This is a genomic window from Fodinicola acaciae, assembly GCF_010993745.1.
In the GTDB taxonomy this organism is placed as follows: Bacteria; Actinomycetota; Actinomycetes; order Mycobacteriales; family HKI-0501; genus Fodinicola; species Fodinicola acaciae.
The window spans coordinates 100,214-117,569 of sequence record NZ_WOTN01000002.1; the positions used below are offsets into that span (position 1 = coordinate 100,214).

Annotated in this window: 21 protein-coding genes and 1 tRNA gene; 10 read left to right on the forward strand and 12 right to left on the reverse strand. The window is 66.8% G+C overall.

From position 1 onward, the window contains the following. Positions 1-80: 80 nt before the first annotated feature. Positions 81-650, reverse strand: a complete 570-nt coding sequence (locus GNX95_RS15655; RefSeq protein WP_163508162.1) for a TetR/AcrR family transcriptional regulator — start codon at positions 648-650, stop codon at positions 81-83. Between the two features lie 86 nt (positions 651-736). On the opposite strand from GNX95_RS15655, the gene GNX95_RS15660 reads away from it, so the two are divergent. Continuing rightward, positions 737-1,501: an SDR family oxidoreductase gene (locus GNX95_RS15660; protein WP_163508163.1), complete on the forward strand. Its 765-nt coding sequence runs from the start codon at positions 737-739 to the stop codon at positions 1,499-1,501. A gap of 20 nt (positions 1,502-1,521) precedes the next feature. On the opposite strand, the gene GNX95_RS15665 is transcribed toward GNX95_RS15660, so the two are convergent. Further along, positions 1,522-1,839, reverse strand: coding sequence for a hypothetical protein (locus GNX95_RS15665; RefSeq protein ID WP_163508164.1), 318 nt, complete (start codon positions 1,837-1,839; stop codon positions 1,522-1,524). A 118-nt stretch (positions 1,840-1,957) separates the two neighbouring features. On the opposite strand from GNX95_RS15665, the gene GNX95_RS15670 reads away from it, so the two are divergent. Both GNX95_RS15670 and GNX95_RS15675 read left to right on the forward strand, forming a co-directional pair. Further along, positions 1,958-2,830, forward strand: coding sequence for a DUF5753 domain-containing protein (locus tag GNX95_RS15670; protein ID WP_222853691.1), 873 nt, complete (start codon positions 1,958-1,960; stop codon positions 2,828-2,830). Positions 2,831-2,850: 20 nt separating this feature from the next. Further along, a complete protein-coding gene (locus GNX95_RS15675) occupies positions 2,851-3,063 on the forward strand; it encodes a DUF397 domain-containing protein (RefSeq protein WP_163508165.1) in 213 nt (70 codons plus the stop codon). A gap of 217 nt (positions 3,064-3,280) precedes the next feature. Here GNX95_RS15675 and GNX95_RS15680 read toward each other — a convergent pair whose 3' ends face one another. Further along, positions 3,281-3,907 (reverse strand): TetR/AcrR family transcriptional regulator, encoded by a 627-nt coding sequence (locus tag GNX95_RS15680; protein WP_163508166.1) that lies wholly within the window; start codon positions 3,905-3,907, stop codon positions 3,281-3,283. A gap of 100 nt (positions 3,908-4,007) precedes the next feature. Here GNX95_RS15680 and GNX95_RS15685 point away from each other — a divergent pair, with 100 nt between their 5' ends. Beyond that, complete coding sequence (locus GNX95_RS15685) at positions 4,008-4,685, forward strand: hypothetical protein (RefSeq protein WP_163508167.1); 678 nt, start codon at positions 4,008-4,010, stop codon at positions 4,683-4,685. Here the strand turns inward: GNX95_RS15685 and ligD are convergent. The 3 genes from ligD to GNX95_RS15700 are packed head-to-tail and all read right to left on the reverse strand — an operon-like array spanning position 4,682 to position 6,866. Next, positions 4,682-5,695: a non-homologous end-joining DNA ligase gene (gene ligD, locus GNX95_RS15690; protein WP_163508168.1), complete on the reverse strand. Its 1,014-nt coding sequence runs from the start codon at positions 5,693-5,695 to the stop codon at positions 4,682-4,684. The genes GNX95_RS15685 and ligD overlap by 4 nt on opposite strands. A gap of 50 nt (positions 5,696-5,745) precedes the next feature. Beyond that, positions 5,746-6,126: a VOC family protein gene (locus tag GNX95_RS15695; protein WP_425483899.1), complete on the reverse strand. Its 381-nt coding sequence runs from the start codon at positions 6,124-6,126 to the stop codon at positions 5,746-5,748. Then, the gene (locus tag GNX95_RS15700; protein WP_163508169.1) at positions 6,123-6,866 is read right to left on the reverse strand and encodes an arsenate reductase/protein-tyrosine-phosphatase family protein; all 744 of its coding nucleotides are present in this window, start codon (positions 6,864-6,866) and stop codon (positions 6,123-6,125) included. The genes GNX95_RS15695 and GNX95_RS15700 overlap by 4 nt, the downstream gene beginning before the upstream one ends. A gap of 28 nt (positions 6,867-6,894) precedes the next feature. Between GNX95_RS15700 and GNX95_RS15705 the strand changes: the two genes are divergently transcribed. Next, positions 6,895-8,127, forward strand: coding sequence for an APC family permease (locus GNX95_RS15705; RefSeq protein ID WP_163508170.1), 1,233 nt, complete (start codon positions 6,895-6,897; stop codon positions 8,125-8,127). A 4-nt stretch (positions 8,128-8,131) separates the two neighbouring features. Beyond that, entirely contained in the window at positions 8,132-9,013 is an 882-nt protein-coding gene (locus GNX95_RS15710; protein ID WP_163508171.1) for a TIGR01777 family oxidoreductase, read from the forward strand. On the opposite strand, the gene GNX95_RS15715 is transcribed toward GNX95_RS15710, so the two are convergent. The 3 genes from GNX95_RS15715 to GNX95_RS15725 are packed head-to-tail and all read right to left on the reverse strand — an operon-like array spanning position 8,931 to position 12,300. Then, entirely contained in the window at positions 8,931-10,031 is a 1,101-nt protein-coding gene (locus GNX95_RS15715; protein WP_163508172.1) for an SGNH/GDSL hydrolase family protein, read from the reverse strand. The two genes, GNX95_RS15710 and GNX95_RS15715, sit on opposite strands and share 83 nt — an antisense overlap. Then, complete coding sequence (locus GNX95_RS15720; protein WP_163508173.1) at positions 10,028-11,413, reverse strand: DHA2 family efflux MFS transporter permease subunit; 1,386 nt, start codon at positions 11,411-11,413, stop codon at positions 10,028-10,030. The genes GNX95_RS15715 and GNX95_RS15720 overlap by 4 nt, the downstream gene beginning before the upstream one ends. Further along, complete coding sequence (locus GNX95_RS15725; protein WP_163510054.1) at positions 11,410-12,300, reverse strand: alcohol dehydrogenase catalytic domain-containing protein; 891 nt, start codon at positions 12,298-12,300, stop codon at positions 11,410-11,412. The genes GNX95_RS15720 and GNX95_RS15725 overlap by 4 nt, the downstream gene beginning before the upstream one ends. A 71-nt stretch (positions 12,301-12,371) precedes the next feature. Here GNX95_RS15725 and GNX95_RS15730 point away from each other — a divergent pair, with 71 nt between their 5' ends. Further along, a complete protein-coding gene (locus GNX95_RS15730; RefSeq protein WP_163508174.1) occupies positions 12,372-12,983 on the forward strand; it encodes a TetR/AcrR family transcriptional regulator in 612 nt (203 codons plus the stop codon). A gap of 91 nt (positions 12,984-13,074) precedes the next feature. On the opposite strand, the gene GNX95_RS15735 is transcribed toward GNX95_RS15730, so the two are convergent. The 3 genes from GNX95_RS15735 to GNX95_RS15745 all read right to left on the reverse strand — a co-directional run bounded on the left by GNX95_RS15735 (position 13,075) and on the right by GNX95_RS15745 (position 14,478). After that, positions 13,075-13,151, reverse strand: a tRNA-Thr gene (locus tag GNX95_RS15735). A 248-nt stretch (positions 13,152-13,399) separates the two neighbouring features. After that, entirely contained in the window at positions 13,400-13,756 is a 357-nt protein-coding gene (locus tag GNX95_RS15740; RefSeq protein WP_163508175.1) for a hypothetical protein, read from the reverse strand. A gap of 230 nt (positions 13,757-13,986) precedes the next feature. After that, a complete protein-coding gene (locus tag GNX95_RS15745) occupies positions 13,987-14,478 on the reverse strand; it encodes a TetR/AcrR family transcriptional regulator (RefSeq protein WP_163508176.1) in 492 nt (163 codons plus the stop codon). 239 nt (positions 14,479-14,717) lie between these two features. Between GNX95_RS15745 and GNX95_RS15750 the strand changes: the two genes are divergently transcribed. Genes GNX95_RS15750 through GNX95_RS15760 form a run of 3 tightly spaced genes read left to right on the forward strand, consistent with a single transcriptional unit; the run spans position 14,718 to position 16,847 of the window. Further along, positions 14,718-15,527 (forward strand): helix-turn-helix transcriptional regulator, encoded by an 810-nt coding sequence (locus GNX95_RS15750; RefSeq protein WP_163508177.1) that lies wholly within the window; start codon positions 14,718-14,720, stop codon positions 15,525-15,527. A gap of 10 nt (positions 15,528-15,537) precedes the next feature. Continuing rightward, positions 15,538-16,431, forward strand: a complete 894-nt coding sequence (locus GNX95_RS15755) for an alpha/beta hydrolase (protein WP_163508178.1) — start codon at positions 15,538-15,540, stop codon at positions 16,429-16,431. After that, positions 16,428-16,847 (forward strand): nuclear transport factor 2 family protein, encoded by a 420-nt coding sequence (locus GNX95_RS15760; RefSeq protein WP_163508179.1) that lies wholly within the window; start codon positions 16,428-16,430, stop codon positions 16,845-16,847. The genes GNX95_RS15755 and GNX95_RS15760 overlap by 4 nt, the downstream gene beginning before the upstream one ends. Positions 16,848-17,356: the final 509 nt, after the last annotated feature.

Sequence of the window (17,356 nt, forward strand, 5' to 3'; positions counted from 1 at the left end):
TCGCCGTCCACCGTCGCGGTGAGAGCCGTTTCGTACGTCGGTTGGCTGTCGACTCTTGGCGTACGTCCGTCGGCGTAGCGTCAGCAGCGGTTGGCGGCCAACACGCGCACTGTCTGGATGACGGCCTCGCGGCGCCGAGCCAGCGCCGCCTGGTCGGTCGACTCGTCGAGGACCAGCCGGCACATCCGCGGCACCGCGAAGTTCCAGGAGATCAGCCCCATGATCGTGAACAGCATGTCCTGCGCGTTGCGGCGCTCGTTGTCGTCCGTGCCGACGACCAGGCGGTCGACCTTCTCCTGGAAGGCGGCGCGCCACTCGTCGTCACCGGTGTCGCCGGCCTCCAGCGCGTCCCACAGCAGCAGCCTGATCAGCTCCGGATGCTCGGCATACCAGTCGAAGATCTGCCCGACCGACTCGGCGACCCCGTCCAGGTCGACCGCGATCGCCATCCGGACCTCGTCGAGTTTCGCGCGCAGGATGGCCGAAAACAGCTTTTCCTTGCTGCCGTAGTAAAGATAGATCGCCTGCTTGTTGGCCCTCGCCGCGGACGCGATCCGGTCGACCCTGGCGCCGGCCAGGCCGTGCTCGGCGAACTCGGCGGCGGCGGCCTCGAAGATCCGCCGCCTGGTGTCTTCCGCGTCATACGCCATGAGGAAATTAAACCATCCAGTTGACTAGTGGCGATCGGTGCGCAAGACTAAAACAACCGGATGGTTTATTTCTGAGAGGACACCCGATGAACGCTCCTATCCCCGTGCGTACGCCGCTGCCGCACGCTCTCGCCGGCTCGACCGCCGTACTCATCGGCGGCACCTCCGGCATCGGCCTCGCGACCGGTGCGTTGCTGCGCTCCGTCGGCGCGCGAGTCGTACTGGTCGGCCGCGATCCTGAGCGGCTGAGCAACGCTGTCGCGCGGCTCGGCTCCGACGATGTTCTTGGCGTGGCCGGCGATGCCGGCGACGAGGCGGTCATCGCCGGGGCCTTCGACAAGGCGGGTCAGGTCGACCATGTTTTCGTGACGGCCGGCGGCATGCATGGCGCCGGCCCGGTGGCCGAGCTGTCCGCCGAGGAGATCCGCGCGACCTTCGATGCTCGCTTGTGGCCGCCGTTCGTCGCCGCGCGCATCGCCTCGACACGGTTGCCGGCCGGCGGCTCGATCACGTTCACGTCCGGCTCGCTGGTGGTCCGGCCGATGGCCGGCATGTCCGCCGGCCTGGCCGTGGCCGGCGGCGTCGAGACGCTGACCAGGGCCTTGGCCGTCGAACTGGCCCCGGCGCGGCTGCGCGTCAACACCGTACGCTTCGGCCGGATCGACACGCCGCTGCTGCGTCAGCTGCCCGGACTGGACTCCGACGAGGCGATGGCCAAAGCCGGCGCGACCGCGCCACTGGGCCGCGTCGGCACCCCCGAGGAGGCCGCGGCGGCGGCGCTTTTCGTGATGTCGAACAACAATGTCACCGGTCAGGTAATCACCGTCGACGGCGGCGAGACGCTTGTCTAGGGTCTGTTTCGAAACAGGCCCTAGCACCAGATCAGGCGCACCAGGTCCGGCTTGCTGAACAGCCGGCGTACGCCATCGGCCTCCTGGAAGCGCGCGATGCCGCCTTCCGGGAGGTCGATCACCGCCTCCGTACGCTCCTTTTCGTCCTCGTCGAGGTAGCTGTATTCCAGTCCCCAGCCCACGATCTCGGCGTCGCGCAGCAGATCGCCATCGACGTCGAGTGCACAGACCGCGAAGCGGCGCGGCGCGCTGTCCGTGGCGAGCTTGCTGAGCAGCTCCGGCAGCTCGATCAGCGGCCAGCCGTGCCGCAACTCCTCCATGGCCTGGTTCCCCGACATGGCGTACTCCCTCTCGTCGCGTATCCTGTTCGCGCAACCTTAGCGAGAAAGTTTCTCCTTAACAAGACGCGACACACCCTGAGTGACGTTCTCGCAACTGACGGCTCACGCTGAGAGGATGTCCGGCATGCCACCCACGTCCGACCCGCGCATGATCAAAATCCAACTCGGCATCGCGCTCCATCAACTGCGCGAAGACGCCGGCCTGACCGCCGCCGAGGCGGCGGCCGCGATCGGCGGCAAGGGGCCGAAGCTCAGCAAGATCGAGAACGGCAAGCAGGCCGCCACGCCAGACGAGGTCGAGAAACTCGGCGAGTTGTACGGCGTGACCGCGAAACGGCGCAGATATCTGGTGGATCTCGCCTGGCAGATCCCCAAGCGGAGTCCACGGCGCAGCAGCATGTATCGCGACGCCGTACCAGACTGGTTCGAGCGCTTCCTCGCTCTCGAATCGGACACAACGGCGATGCGTGTGTACGAACTCGCGCTCGTCACGGGTCTGCTGCAGACCGAGGACTACATCCGGTCGACCATCCTCGCCTGGGAGCCGGCAACCGATCCGCGACTCGTCGAACGGCAGGTGGAGACACGGCTGAAGCGACAGTTGGCGTTGACGCGGCCAAACAAGCCGATGGAACTGTCTGTCGTGATGAGCGAAGCGACACTTCATCAGGCAATCGGCAGTCCGGCGATCATGCGAGCGCAGCTGGATCACCTGATCGTCTTGTCCGAGCGGCCGAACCTCCGCCTGCAGATTTCGCCGTTCCAGCCACAAAACCGTATCGTCGCGGTGTCACCGTTCACCTTGCTGCACCTTGCCGGTCAAGCGCTGTCGGCTGTCTACCTGGAGGACGCGCTCGGCGCGACGTACCTCTGGGAACCGGAGGACTACACACGCTACGCAGTGCTCTTTGATCGGCTCCGTGATTCTTCTTTGCCGCCTGACGAATCGCGCACCCTGATCGATAGCATGAAGGAGACCTACAGCTAGCGACCTAAGAGGCGATCTCGATGTCTGCCGTAGTCTTCGCCGAAGCGAATTGGCGCAAATCCACGCGCAGCGGAGGCAACGGCGGTCAATGTGTCGAGGTCGGCCAGGCGCCCGCGTCGATCGGCCTCCGCGACTCGAAGGACCCGACCGGCCCCGTACTCGCCGTCGCCGCACCCCACTTCGCCACCTTCGTCACCGCTGTGAAGGCCGACCACTTCCGCGCATCTCATTAGCTGTAACGCTAAATGTCCGTCTTGTTGGTTTGTGCGATGGTGGCAGGGACGCCTTACTTGCATCAGACGCACGCAAGGGGTCCATGCGAACATCCAGCCGCAGCCGAAGCGTTACCGGTGTGACCACTGTGACTGACAATGCAACTGTGGCGACCCCCTTGATCGCCCGCGAACGTGCCACCATCCACCCAACCGCAGTACGGCGAAAGCGAGCCACCTAACGGCGCGCGTACGCGCCGGCGCGAGCGCCAGCCAGCACCGCCGCGGCGGCCTGCTCGGCGACCGCCTCGTCGATCGGCTCGTGCGTGACCAGCAGCCGATAGTAGATCGGCGCGGCGACGGCTCGGATGACCTCGACCGGGTCGGTGTCCTCCGGCAGTTCCTCGCGCGCGATCGCGCGGCGCGCGATCTCGGCGGCGCGATCGTTGCGCTTGCGCCAAAAATCACGTAGGTCGCCGGCGATCTGGCTGTTGCGTACGGCCTCGGCGATGAGGGCCAGCACCATGTCGCCGGCTGGCAGCTCGGTGTAGACGCGCGTGATCTCGATGGCAAACCGTCGCAGGTCCTCCTCGATCGACCCGGTGTCGGGGATCGGGATCTCCTCCGCGGCCATGCCGTCGAGCCACTCCGCCAACAGTCCACCGGTGTCGCGCCACCTCCGATAGACGGTGCTCTTGGCGACCCCGGCGGTCGCGGCCACTCGCTCGACGGTGAGCTCGCCGTATCCACCGGCGAGCAGTTCGGTCATGGTCGCGGCGACGACCGCCTGGCGTACGCGCTCCGTACGGCCGCGCGGACGCACCGTGCCTGGCGCTGGCGGATCGTTCGTTGCCTCTGGCGACAAATGAAACTCCTGTTGCGTTAGCGATGGGACCTGGCTATCGTACTCCGGTGTAACGCTACAGAAGTTTCGTTAGCATATTTTGTTGGAAGGACCTATCCCCATGGCCATCGCCAGTCCGGCGCGACCGCGCGCCGAACACCGGCAGGACCTCACCGAGCACAACCTGCGACGGCTCGCCGGCCTGACTGGTCTCGCCGCCGCGGTGCTCGTCCTCAGCGAGCTGCCGCTGTACGTCGCCTACTCCGCGCCGACGCCGGACTCGAAGGTGCTGACCCGCAGCCTGTTCGGCTTCCTCGGCCTGGCCAGCATGACCAGCCTGGCCGTCTTCATGGTGAGCCTGCGGCCGCTGCTGTCCAAGGCCGGTTTCGCCGGCCTGCTGGCACCGGTCGCCGGCATCATGTGGGTCGTCGTCGAATTGGTGTCCACCGGGCTTGAGACCGGTGCGGTGATCGCCGCGCCGCAGCCGATCGACCCGACCATCGCGGCCAGCGGCATCTCCATCCTGTACGGCTCGAGCACGCGGCTGATCGAGGCACTTTTTCTGATCGGCTTTGGCGTCGCGGTCTCCAGGCTCGCTCTGCTGCCGCGCTGGGCCAGCATCTCCGCGTACGTCCTGGCCGGCATCAACCTGTTTTTCGTGCCGTCGTTCTACTTCGGCAACGACCCGTCCAACTTCTACGCGGCAAACGGCTGGGGGACCACCGCGTCGATGGGTGGCGTGCTCATGATCTGGATGCTGTGCATCGGCGTCGCCATGCTGTGCAAGCGCAGTAGCTAGGAGATCGGCGCCGTGACCTCCGACGGTCGGCGGTCGGGACGCAGACCGCGCCACGCGGTGTGCCGCAACCGGCCGTCGGAGGTGAACTGGCGATATTCGACCTCGCCGACGATCGAGGGCCGGACCCACCGCGCGTCCTTGGCCCGGTCGCGCGGCACCTCGTTGGCAAACGGCGCCGTCCTACGGCTGATCGCTTCGAGTTTTCCTTGTAACTCAAGTAAAACGCGGTCCGAAAAGCCGGTGCCGACATCGCCGACATAGAGCAGGTCACCGGTGTCCGGGTGGTGCGCACCGAGCAGCAGCGCGCCGATCGTGCCGGCTCGGCGCCCCTGTCCCGACCGCCAGCCACCCACGATGACCTCCTGCGTCTGCGTCAGCGGAAACTTCAGCCATTCCTTGCTGCGCCGGCCAGGCACATACGCCGAGTCGCTGATTTTCCCGACCACACCCTCCAACCGCTGCTCGCGAGCGACATCCAGCAGACCCTGCGGTGTCAGGCCGGCGTCCGACAGCGCGGCATGGTCGTACGACGGCGGCACGGCGATCCGTCGCGGGTTGGCCGGCTCCAGTTTTTCCAGCAGCTTACGGCGTTCCGCGTACGGCTGGTCGAGCAGCGAGCGGTCGCCGAGCCGCAGGATGTCGAAGACGAAATAGCTGACCTTGGTGCGGCCGGTGCCGTGGTTCTGCAGCAGCATGAAGTCTGGCCGGCCGTTGGCGTCCAGGCCGACGATCTCGCCGTCGAGTACGCACGTCTGGCCGCCGTACGCCGGACCGACGGCGCCGTCGAGCTCGGGATAGGCGGCGGTGAAATCGTTGAGATTGCGGCTGTTCAGCGCCATCTCACCGGTCGGCGACAGCCGCATGATCGCGCGATAGCCGTCCGACTTGAACTCATAGCTCCACCGCGCACTGGCCGGCATGGCCTGCTTCAGCTCAGCCGTCGCCGGTGTCGCGAGCATCGGCTCCACCGCGTCCGGTATGCCACGCGGATCCGCCTGCCGCCTTGCCATCGTGCACGTCCCCCCAGGTCAACGCCGTTGTCCAGAGGGTACGCCGTTGGTCAGCCCTGGCGCGGCTCGAACAGCTCGACGAGGTTGCCGGCCGGGTCGGCGACCAGGATCTGCCGGCCGCCAGGACCGGACACCACGTCGGAGACGAAGTCGACGCCGGCGGCGCGCAGCCGGTCGATCTCCGCGTCGAGGTCGTCGGTGGCGAGGTTGATCCGGTTACGCCCGGCGTCGGCGTACGTCTCGGGCGTGGCTTTGGCTCCGGAGCTTCCCGGACCGGCCAGCAGCAGTCGCAGCGGCCCGCGGGTCACCGCGGCGAACGCCGGCGCGGAGATCTCCGGCGGCGCGAAGCCGAGGTGCGTGGTGTAGAAGTCGACCGCGGCTGGCACGTCGTCGACGATGTAGCGAACGCTCGCGACCTGGTCGGATGTCATGATGTCGCCTCCTTGGCGAGGACGGGGATGAGGTGCCGGACACGCGTCTGGATGTCCGCGGCGGTCCGCCGATAGGCCGCGTACGTCCCCTCCCCGGCCGGGTCCGGCATGCTCCAGTGGAGGTGGCGCGGATGGCCGGGGAAGTCCGGACAGACCTCACGCACCTTGTCGCACAGCGTGACGACGAAGTCGAAACGGTGATCTGCCAGCGCATCGAGATGCCGCGGCCGCTGGTCGCCGATGTCGATGCCGAAGTCGTCGCGCAGCAGACGCACCGCATGCGGATGCACCTGCGGTTTCGGATTGCTGCCGGCGCTCGTCACGTCGACATGGTCGGTCGCTTGGCGTAACAGGGCTTCGGCGATCGGCGACCGGCCGCTGTTTCCGGTGCACGAAAACAAAACAGAGACCGTACGGGCCAGCACCGGTGGCGGCGACGGCGTGAGCTGGAGCGCCGGATGCAACGCTGGTCCGGTCGCGGTGAGCAGGCCGGCGCAGCGGTCGAGATCCAGGTGGTAATAGCTGTCTCTGCCGTCGAAGCTGCTGCGCCGCGCGGTCACCAGTCCGCCGTCGCGTAACAGCCGCAGATGGTATGAGATCAGGCTCTGCCGCTCACCGACGCTGTCCACCAGCTCGCGGACCCGGCGGTCACCGACGGCCAGCTCGGTCAGCAGCCGCCACCGCAGCGGATGTGCGCTGAGCTGCACAAACTCCGGGGCCGCTTGACCGTACGCCGTCACCTTGAGCAGGATACATCAAAACAGATTGATGGAGGTGCCGGTGACGACGCTGGCTCGGCGGCTCGGTCTCGGCGACGCCGTGGTGATCGGCCTGGGGTCGATGATCGGCGCCGGCGTCTTCGCGGCCTTCGGTCCGGCGGCGCGGGCGGCCGGCACCGGCCTGCTGATCGGCCTGGCGATCGCCGCCGTGATCGCATATTGCAACGCCACCGCCTCCGCGCAGCTGGCGGCCGCCTATCCGACCTCCGGCGGCACCTATGTCTATGGCCGCGAGCGCCTCGGCGACTGGTGGGGCTTCACCGCCGGATGGGGTTTTGTCGTAGGAAAAACCGCGTCCTGCGCGGCGATGGCGCTGACCTTCGCCACGTACGCGGTCCCCGGCCCGTGGTGGCTGCAGCGGCTGGTCGCGGTCGTCGCCGTCGTCGGCCTGGCGGCGCTGAATTACCGCGGTGTCACCAAAACAGCGCTGGTGACGCGGGTTTTGGTGGCGATCAGCGTGATCGCGCTGGCGGTCGTGGTGATCGGCATCGCGGTGAGCGGTCAACCGAGTGCGGCCAATCTCGGATCGCTCGGGGTTGGTGGACCGTACGGCGTTTTGCAGGCAGCCGGCCTGATTTTCTTTGCGTTCGCCGGATACGCGCGCATCGCGACGATGGGTGAGGAGGTGCGCGATCCGGAGCGTACGATCCCTCGCGCCATCCCGGTCGCGCTGGCGATCACGGTCGTCATTTACCTGGTCGTCGCGGTCGCGGCTCTGCTGGCCATCGGACCGGACCGGCTCGCGGCCTCACCCGCGCCGCTGGCGACCGCGGTCGGCGTTGTGTTGTCGCCGGTCGTACGCGCCGGCGCCGCTTTCGCTGCTTTGGGCGCGCTGCTCGCCCTGATCGCCGGCATTGGCCGCACAACGCTGGCGATGGCGCGAAACCGCGACCTGCCAGGTTGGCTGGCGGCCGTACATCCACGCCATCGCGTGCCGCATCACGCGGAGATCGCGCTCGCGATCGTCGTGAGCGTCCTCGTGCTGGCTGGAGATTTACGTGGTGTCATTGGGTTTTCGTCGTTTGGCGTGCTGATCTATTACGCGATCGCCAACACCGCCGCATACACGCAGCCGGCCGAGCAGCGGCGTTGGCCGCGCGCTCTCAACGTCTTTGGCCTGATCGGTTGCCTCGTGCTGGTCGCTGCGCTGCCGTGGCAGTCGGTCGTCGCGGGTCTGGCGATGTTCGCGGTCGGCCTGATCGGCCGTTTCGTGGTGAGATAGGGCAATGCGGGTCGTCATTGCCGGGTCGAGCGGGTTGATCGGCACCGCTCTGCGTCATGCGTATGAACGTGACGGTGACACGGTCACCCGGCTGGTCCGCCGGCCGCCGGCAGGTCCGGGCGAGCTGCGGTGGGATCCGGCGACACCTGATCCCGCGCTGGTCGCCGGCGCCGACGTGGTGATCAACCTGGCCGGCGCCGGCATCGGCGACCATCGCTGGACTCGTGACTATCGCGAGAAACTGCGCTCCAGCCGGCTTGTTGCCGCGCGTACGATCGCCGCCTCCGCGGCCGCCGCCGACCCGCCACCAGGTGTGCTGCTTTCCATGTCAGGCATCAGGTTCTATGGCATCGACCGCGGCGACGAGCCGCTCACCGAGGACAGCACGCCAGGCGATGTTGGCTTGCTGACGACGATCGCGCGCGAGTGGGAGGTCGTCGGCGAGGCGGCCGGCGTACGCACGTGTTTCCTGCGAACCGGCCTGGTGATGAGCCGCCACGGTGGCCTGCTGCCGCCGCTGCTGCGGCTCAACCGGCTCGGCGTGAGTCCGTGTTTCTGGTCGGGAAACGAGCGCTGGAGTTGCCTGTCGCTGACCGACGCGATCCGCGCGATCCGTTTCCTGGCAACGAATGCGGATGCGTCCGGACCGTACAACATCTCGGCGCCGGAGCCACCGCCCAACCGTGAGCTGATGCGCGTGCTGGCGGCGGCGACCGGCGCACGCGTACGCGTCCGGCTGCCGGCACCGGTTTTGCGGGTGATGTTGGGAAAGATGGCCGACGAGGTGTTCGGCAGCCTGCGGGTCATGCCACGCCGGCTCCACCAGGCCGGCTTCGATTTTCGTCATCCGGACGCCAAAGCGATCGTCCGAGCCGCTCTCGAATGAGCCGAGCGGCTCGTTTTCCCATGCGTACGTGCGCGGCCGGGTCAGGATGGATGCCGTCCGGCAGCGCCTCCGCCTCTTCCGCGCTCAGCAGCTCACGCCCGTCGAGATAGTGCAGTGCTGAGTCCGCGCGGAGATCGACAATCCCAGCGATGAGCGTGCGTACGCTCGTCAATGTCAACGCCCCATCGCCATTCGTGCCGGCCGCGTGTCGGCGGCCGGTTTCCGGATCGAGCACCGTCGGACCGGAGGTGTTCTCCAGCTCGGAAAACGGGGTCGGCGAGACGACGATGACCGGCGTGTGCGGATGCCCGTCGCGGATCGTGTCCAGAAATCCGTGCAGCGCCGGCACAAAAGTGCGCTCGCGCATCGCCGCTTCGCCGACGATGTTGATGCCGACCTTCAGTGTCACCAGGTCGGCCGGCGTGTCGCGGATGGCCCGCGCGACCTCCGGATCGAGCATGGCGCTGCCGGCAAAACCGAGGTTGGTCAACGCCGCGCCGGTCGTCAGTGCGGCGATCGCCGGCCAGGTCAGGGTCGGCGCCGGTGCCTCCAGACCATGGCTGATCGATGAGCCGTAATGCAGCCACGCCAGGCCAGTCGGTGGAGTCGGTGCGAGCAGCGGCGCATCGGCGTCGACCGTACGCAGCTCGACAATCGCGTTGTGTGGCAACCAAATCTCGACATCCTTCTCGCCGGCCGGCAGATCGTCGAAACGGACGATCTCCGTGGCCGGGACGCGAGCGAGGATGTTGCCGTCCACGGCAAGGTCGAACATCGCCGGCTGCTGACCGTCTGGCATGACCGGCAGGGTGACGTGCGCGCCGAGCGCCAACGACCGTGCCGCCGTACGCAGCCGCAGCCGGACCCCGGCCGCCTGCGCGACCACCAGATCCATCAAACGGTCACACAGTCGCGGCCGCGTCCAGGCCGGCAGCCGGCGCGGCCGTACGCCGGTCGGCGTGCGTTCGAGGTCGAGCGCGCCGAGGATCATGACGTGGTCGTGCGGCAGGTGAATCATGCCAGCTCCAGATAGGTGGCCGCCGGTTGCAGCGGGCCGTTGCGAAAGAGGAGGGCGGCCAATACAGCTGTGGCCGCGAAAACGCCGGCGGCGGTCCAGAAAACCACGTGATAGCTGGCAAGAGTCGCTCCGGCGAACGTCGTGGCGAGCGAGCTGAACACGGCCGTGCCGACGGATCCGCCGATTTGTTGCGCGGTGTTGACCATGGCGGAGGCCACTCCGGCCTCGTCCGGCTCGACACCACTGGTCGCGGCGTTTTGCACTGGACCGAAAATCAGTCCGAATCCGACACCGGTGACCAGCAGCGCCGGCAGGACCGCGCTGACATAGCTGGAGGTGGCACCGATTCCGGTCAGCATCGCCATGCCGATCGCGGCGAGCACACATCCGATCGGGACGAGCGGCCGCGGTCCGGTCCGCGGCAGCAGCACCGATCCGGAGAAGACCGCGCCGGCCATCACCAGGCCGATCATCGGCAGGAAGGCCGCGCCGGCCTGGATCGGGGTGAATCCGAGCGTGTCCTGCAGATAGTAGGTGAGAAACAGGAAAACCGCGAACATGCCGGTGCCGGAGATGCCGACCGAGAGATATGCCGTGCCGCGTACGCGATCCAGGATCACGCCGAGCGGCAGCAGCGGATGGCTGACGCGGCGTTGGATCAGCACGAAAACCGCAATGAGCACCACACCCGCGACCACCGGGCCGAGCACGCCGATGCTCTGCCAGCCGTGCGTTTCGGCGTTGCCGAGGCCATAAACGATGCCGACCAGGCCGAGCACCGCAGTGACCGTGCCGGCGAGGTCAAACCGTACGCGCCGCGGCTGGGCGCCGTCGCGAAGCACCGCCAGCGCACCGAAAAACGCGACCGCGGCGATGATGATGTTGACGTACAGGCACCATCGCCACGACAGATGCTGTGTGAGTACGCCGCCGAGCAAAAGTCCGAGCGCGCCACCGGCACCAGACACCGCACCGAAGATGCCGAAAGCGCGGCCGCGTTCACGCGCGTCGTCGGCGAATGTCACCGACACCAAAGACAACGCCGCTGGTGCGAGCAGCGCGCCGAAGGCACCTTGAGCGACCCGCGCGATGAGCAGCAGCGCGAAATCGCCAGCCGCGCCACCGATCGCCGATGCTATGGCAAATCCGGTGACGCCGGCGAGAAACATCCGCCTGCGGCCGAAGAAATCCGAGAGCCGGCCGCCGAGGAGCAGCAGGCTGCCAAACGCGAGCGCATAGCCGGTCACGATCCATTGCCTGTCGTCAATGGAAAAGCGCAGATCGTGTTGCGCCGAGGGCAGCGCGATGTTGACGATGGTCGAGTCGAGGACGACCATCAGCTGCGCCAGGCTCAGGACGATCAGGGCCACCCAGCGGTTCATCGGTCACCGACCAGGATGACGAGTTTTCCGCGCACCTGCCCGCTTTCGCCGGCGCGGTGTGCCTCCGCGACCTCGGCCAGCGGAAATGTCTTTCCGACCGGGATCGACCAGCCGCAGGGCTCGATCAGCTTGAGTGAGTAGAGCGCGCGGCCTTCGTCGCCTTTGCTGAAACGTACGCCATGCTGTTGTGCGCCATCGAAGTCGGCGATCGTGATGACGCGTCGTGCGTCTCCGGTGAGCTCGATGAGCTCGGGCAGGACGCCGTTGCCGGCGACATCAAGCGCGTGGTCGACGGATGCGATCGCGCGTACGCGGTCGGCCATGCCGTCTCCGTACGCGACCGGTTCGGCGCCGAGAGACCGGACCGCGTCATGGCTGGCCGGACCGCAGGTGCCGATCACGCGTACGCCTCGTGACACCGCGATCTGGACCGCGGCGCGGCCGATGCTGCCCGAAGCCCCGTTGACGAGCAACGTGCTGCCGCTCTGGACCCCGAGCTGGTCGAGCGCACGCGCGGCCGTCTCGACCGCGACCGGCAGCGCGGCGGCCGCGGCGAAGTCGAGCGAGGGCGGGATCGGCGCATACCAGGCCAACACCGCCAGCTCGGCCTGCGCGGCGCCGGTGGTGTCGAAGCCGAACACGCGATCGCCGACGCGTACGTCCGTCACGCCGTCGCCGAGCTCGTCGACGACGCCGGCCGCCTCGTGCCCCATGGTCTGCGGCAGCTGCTGGTCCATCAGACCCTGCCGCTTCTTCCAGTCGCTCGCGTTGACGCCGGCCGCTCTGACCGCGACGCGGACCTGGCCGGGACCCGGACGCGGCTCCGGAAGCTCCACGATCTCCAGGACCTCCGGACCGCCGAACCTGCTGAACCGTGCTGCCTTCATGAGTGTCATGCCATGGAGCGTACGCCATTTTTAGAGTCAGCTCCAAGTTTGTGGCTTGGTACACTTCCGGCGTGGCTCGACTCCGTGACCTCAAGAAGGCGCGTACGCACCGGCACATCGCTGACACGGCGGCTCGGCTGTTCGCCGAGCGCGGCTACGAGGCGGTGACGGTCAGTGAGATCGCGCGCGCGGCGGAGGTGGCCGAGCAGACGCTCTACAACTACTTCCCCAGCAAGGAACAGCTGGTCACCGACCGTGAGCAGCAGATTCAGGACCGGTTGAGCGAGCTGATCCGTACGCGGCCGGCGGGGACCAGTCCGGCGGCGGCGATCCGCGACTTCGTCCTGCAGCAGACGGTGTTGGACACGCACGGCCTGCCGGCGGAGGCCGCGCGCGGCACTCTCGGTTATCTGGCCGCCATCAGCCCGACGGTCAACCGGCTGGCTCTGGAGCTGACCGACCGCCTGGCCACCGCGCTGGCCGCCGCCATCAGCGACACGACGCCGATCGCGCCGGAAATCGCGCGGCTGCAAGGCATCGCGCTGGCCGGCGTCTTCCAGATCGTCATCCGTGAGTCGGGCCGGCGCATCCGCGACGGCGAGTCGCCCGCCGCGATCACCGACGCGCTGCACCGCGAGGTCTCGAACATCCTGACCGAGCTGGAGCGCTGGACGGCCGCCTAGCGCATGATCGCCGCGCGACCGGCGCGGCTCGGCATAGCGCCGACCCCGCAGCAGGCCACCTCATGATCTTGAGAATGGCCTGGTCACGTCGTGGAGCCGCCTCGGGGAATCGAACCCCGGACCTACGCATTACGAGTGCGTCGCTCTGGCCGACTGAGCTAAGGCGGCACGGTACTAGCCCGTGCCAGCGAGTGTAACGGAGTACCAGTTTGTCCAGGTGAACCGGGGTCTGCGGCTCGGGGTGGCTCGCTCAGCCGTACCAATGCGTACCAACGCGTATCGCCTGGTTATAGAACCTCTGGGCACACTTCGGGCGCACAAACGGAACGGACCACCTCGTTTGTTGTCGTCGTTTCGGATCGGAAATCCTGCGGTTCTGGGACGTGCGGTTGTCTCGCTGTCTCGCGGCACGGTTCCTAGTCTCTGCTATACGCAGCGTGACGATCTTTGTAACCGTCGCCGATTACACACAGTGAGACGTCGAGGTCGTACTCCGGTGGTTGTTGGCAGGATCCCGCAGGATGTTGACGATGGTGTTCGGCTATCGACTTGATTTGATGGTCATCTGCGGAAATCTCGATGCGTTCTGACATGATCTGATCGAAAAGAGCAGGAGTTCCGAACGTGCGAACGCCAAGATGACGGGCGAGCATGCGTAGTCCGACATCGTCGGACCAGAGAGGGACGTCGCGGTCTTTGGCGAGCTGGATCGGAGCGAGCCATGCGCCGTCCAGCTGAATGTCGAAGTCGGGAAAGTCGGGAAGTTGATCCACGGCCACGATTGTTGTTGCGCCTGCGGCCGTATCGATTCGGGGTCGAACGATCGAAGACCTCGGCTGACACGCGCGGTGGCGTCGGTACATACTGCCACGCTTGATTGTCGGCATCTCATTCGAGCCGGCCCGCAGAGCCAGTCAGCGAACGCGCATCGATAGTGGCTCTCCAGACATCGTTTCGCGACACAAGCGGGAAAAGCAACGATTCGAATTGCCCCTTCAGGTCCTCAAGAGCAATGATTTCCTCTGAGAGATACAGGGCTACTTGCCTCCATTACAACGGGGCCACCGATAGCGAGAGAAGCCGCATCCTGTTCAATCGAGTGAAGTTCATCGCCATTTGTCGCGGCCACCAGTCCACCACCCTGGCGTTGAGCCACAAGAAGTGCGTACGATCTGCTGCGCCCCAGAATTCCTAATGGCAGGTCACCTCTGGAGATCTGCCGTACGACTGCGCGCTGCTCGGCAGATGGATCGCCGGACTGCTCGACGCCTGCCTGGTCGTCGGCGATCGCGCGGTCGATCACCGCCGCGTGCAGCGCGTCTTTGCTTGGGAAATGCGTATAAAGGGAGCCCACGGCGATATCGCAGTGGTCCGCGACCTCGCTCATCGTGGTCTTCGCGTAGCCGCGCTCAGCGAACAACCGTTCAGCGGCATCAAGGATGGCCGCCGCCGTCTGACGCCTGCGCCGAGTGCGTCGATCTTCTTGAATGATCATGTCAAGTTTGAGTGCTAATTCGGATTTGCTGGCGTTGTAAAGGCTCCGACGAATGTGACGAAACGGCCAGGGAATGTCCGATTTCGGAGCTGTTTCGTGACATTCGACGCCGCGACATCGCGACCTGCGTGACAACGGAGTCTTCGCCGGCCTACCGGGCGTGATCAGCGAGAATGGTGATCATGTCAGCTCGCGGGACGGACCCGGCCCGGTCCGACTTCGGTCGGCCAAGGACCCAGGTGTGCGATTGGCCGGGGATGCGGTCGGAATACAACTGGTTGCCGCCGGCCGGCTCCGTGACGCGTACGAAGCCACACCAGGTCGGCGTGTCGTTCACCGCGCACCGTGGCGCCGTCTTCGGGTTGCCGGGCCGGTCGTCGACGGCCGACATCCGCGCCGGAGCCGTGTTCGTGACCGGCTCGGAGGAGATCATCTGGACGGAGATAGGCGAGACCGCCGAGGCGTTGGAGATCTATCCGAGCGATGTGCTGCTTCGGTCGATGGGCGGAAGCGGCGACGCGATCGCGCCGGCGATGGCGGCCGACGACGCCACGGTGCTGGCCGCCGCGTCGATCCTGCGTCGTGCGCATCTGACCGGTACGCCGATGAGCGACATGGCGGCGAGCACCGTCGCGCACCGGTTGGCCGGCCACCTGCTCGAGCGGTACGCCGGCATACGGCAGGACCGGCAGCGGGTGGGGCGGCTGGACGCCAAGACCGTCGACCGGGTCGCGGAGTACGTCGACGCGCGACTCGGTGGCCAGTTGACGTTGGACGCACTCGCGGCGGTGGCCGCGCTCAGTCCGTACCACTTCGCCCGCGGGTTCAAGGCCACGACGGGGATGGCGCCGCACCAGTTCGTCACCGCGCGGCGGGTCGATCGGGCCAGGGCGCTGCTGCTGGGCTCGTCGATGAGTGTCGCGGAGATCGCGCACGAGGTCGGCCTGTCCAACGTCCGGCATTTCCGCCAGCTGTTTCGCCGGCAGTTGGGTGTGCTGCCGGGAGAACTCCGCAAGATTCGACCCTCCCCGGTTGGGCCGGCCGTGTGATCGTGGCCGGGTGAGTATCAATCCCTTTCTGATCGTCGACGGCGGCGTCTCGCTGTCCGGACGCGTATATCGCGAGTCCGACGACCTGTTCGTCCGGCAGCCGGCCGTGATCGTCACCGGGTCCTGGTTGACCGTCAAGGAGCAGATGGCCGACCGGTATGCCAGGGCGCTCGCCGCGCGTGGTTTCACCGCCTTCACGTTCGACTTCGCCGGGTTCGGCGAGAGCGCAGGCGAGCCGCGGCAGGCCGAGATGCCGACGCGCAAGATCGCGGACATCAAAGCCGTCGCCGCGTACGTGTCGACTCTCTCGTTCGTGCACCCGAGGAAGGTCGGACATCTGGCGGTGTGCGCGAGCGCGCAGTACGGCCTGGCCGCCATCGCCGCCGGCGCGCCGATCTCTTCGTTCGTGAGCGTCGCCGGTTGGTTCCACGATCTGGAGTCGGTCGCGCCGTTCTACGGTGGCGCCGAGGGAGTCGCGGGCCGTCTCGACCGCGGCCGGGCGGCTCTGGAGGACTATCGGCAGACCGGCGCGGTGCGGATGGTTCCCGCGTACGACGCTGGCAACGACCGAGCCGCGATGGCGCTTCCCATGGATTACTACGCGAACTCCGAGCGCGGCGCGGTGCCGGCTTGGACCAACGAGATGGCCGAGTTCAGCTGGCTGCACTGGCTGACCTTCGACGGGCTCAGCTCGGCGCCTCTGGTCGCCACGCCGAGCCTGTTCGTCCACAGCGATGACTGTGTGCTTCCCGAAAACGTCCGTGGCGTCGCCAAGAACCTCGACGGTCCGGTGCAGCTCGCCTGGACGACGGGCAGTCAGATCGACTTCTACGACCAACCGGCCCAGGTCGACTTCGCCACCGAGGCCGCCTCCATCCACTTCACAAGGACACTCACCCCATGAACGACGGAGCTGTGCTCACCCGCCTGCTGCACGCCATCGACAGCGTCGACTGGCCGACGGTCCGGGCGTGTTTCACCGACAAGGTCCACATCGACTACACCTCCCTGTTCGGCGGCGAGCCGGAAACCCTCGCCGCGGACGAGCTCGTCGAACGGTGGCGCGGACTTCTGCCGGGATTCGACGCCACACAACACCTGACCGGGCCGGTGCTCGTCGACGCGGATGGTCGGCTCGACACCCATGTCCGCTCTTTCCACGTGCTGGATGGCGACATCTGGGCCGTACACGGCCATTACTCCGGTCAGCTCCGCGACGGCCGGATCGCCTCGCTCACCTTGACCCTCTTCTACCAGGAGGGTAACCGGTCGCTGCCCGTCACGGCCGGCGAGCGAGCGAAAACCTCGCCCCGCCGGTAGCGGACTCGACAGCCACCGGATCGAGCCCGATCGCGCTCATGCCCGTCCGATCGTCTCCGCGAGGGTCAAACCCGCGCGGAGACGACCAGTGCTCCACCGGAAGATCCGCCGGACGAGCGGCTGAACGTTCGGCTCCTACAGCGGCTTGCAACCAGCCACATCCATGGACAGCCGGTGCCCAAGATCTCGTACGTCACTCCGAAACGCAACCGGTATTGATGGGCCGTCAAAGGTCCGGTAATGATCGCTTTGTCGAGCATCTGGCTGGACGCCCGCTCCGTCATTGGACAACCCGTGCCGCAGTTGCTTCGGTTGTCACTGAATCGGATCGGGCAAGCCCTCTGCCAACCGTTTGCGCAACAGGTTTCGAGTGCGTCTGGCCGACTGAGCTAAGGCGGCGAAGTACTGCTCCGTACCAACGAGTTTAACTGAGTACCAGTTTGTCCAGGTGAACCGGGGTCTACAGCCCAGGGTGGCACGCTCGGGCGTACCAATGCGTACCAATGCGT

Coding starts and splice junctions, on each gene's coding strand:
- GNX95_RS15705 (WP_163508170.1), top strand. CDS start 6,895: ATGGAGGTGCCGGTGACGACGCTGGCTCGGCGGCTCGGTCTCGGCGAC.
- GNX95_RS15670 (WP_222853691.1), top strand. CDS start 1,958: ATGTCCGGCATGCCACCCACGTCCGACCCGCGCATGATCAAAATCCAA.
- GNX95_RS15660 (WP_163508163.1), top strand. CDS start 737: ATGAACGCTCCTATCCCCGTGCGTACGCCGCTGCCGCACGCTCTCGCC.
- GNX95_RS15725 (WP_163510054.1), bottom strand. CDS start 12,300: ATGAAGGCAGCACGGTTCAGCAGGTTCGGCGGTCCGGAGGTCCTGGAG.
- GNX95_RS15695 (WP_425483899.1), bottom strand. CDS start 6,126: ATGACATCCGACCAGGTCGCGAGCGTTCGCTACATCGTCGACGACGTG.
- GNX95_RS15685 (WP_163508167.1), top strand. CDS start 4,008: ATGGCCATCGCCAGTCCGGCGCGACCGCGCGCCGAACACCGGCAGGAC.
- GNX95_RS15760 (WP_163508179.1), top strand. CDS start 16,428: ATGAACGACGGAGCTGTGCTCACCCGCCTGCTGCACGCCATCGACAGC.
- GNX95_RS15665 (WP_163508164.1), bottom strand. CDS start 1,839: ATGTCGGGGAACCAGGCCATGGAGGAGTTGCGGCACGGCTGGCCGCTG.
- GNX95_RS15715 (WP_163508172.1), bottom strand. CDS start 10,031: ATGATTCACCTGCCGCACGACCACGTCATGATCCTCGGCGCGCTCGAC.
- GNX95_RS15655 (WP_163508162.1), bottom strand. CDS start 650: ATGGCGTATGACGCGGAAGACACCAGGCGGCGGATCTTCGAGGCCGCC.
- ligD (WP_163508168.1), bottom strand. CDS start 5,695: ATGGCAAGGCGGCAGGCGGATCCGCGTGGCATACCGGACGCGGTGGAG.
- GNX95_RS15720 (WP_163508173.1), bottom strand. CDS start 11,413: ATGAACCGCTGGGTGGCCCTGATCGTCCTGAGCCTGGCGCAGCTGATG.
- GNX95_RS15675 (WP_163508165.1), top strand. CDS start 2,851: ATGTCTGCCGTAGTCTTCGCCGAAGCGAATTGGCGCAAATCCACGCGC.
- GNX95_RS15745 (WP_163508176.1), bottom strand. CDS start 14,478: ATGATCATTCAAGAAGATCGACGCACTCGGCGCAGGCGTCAGACGGCG.
- GNX95_RS15710 (WP_163508171.1), top strand. CDS start 8,132: ATGCGGGTCGTCATTGCCGGGTCGAGCGGGTTGATCGGCACCGCTCTG.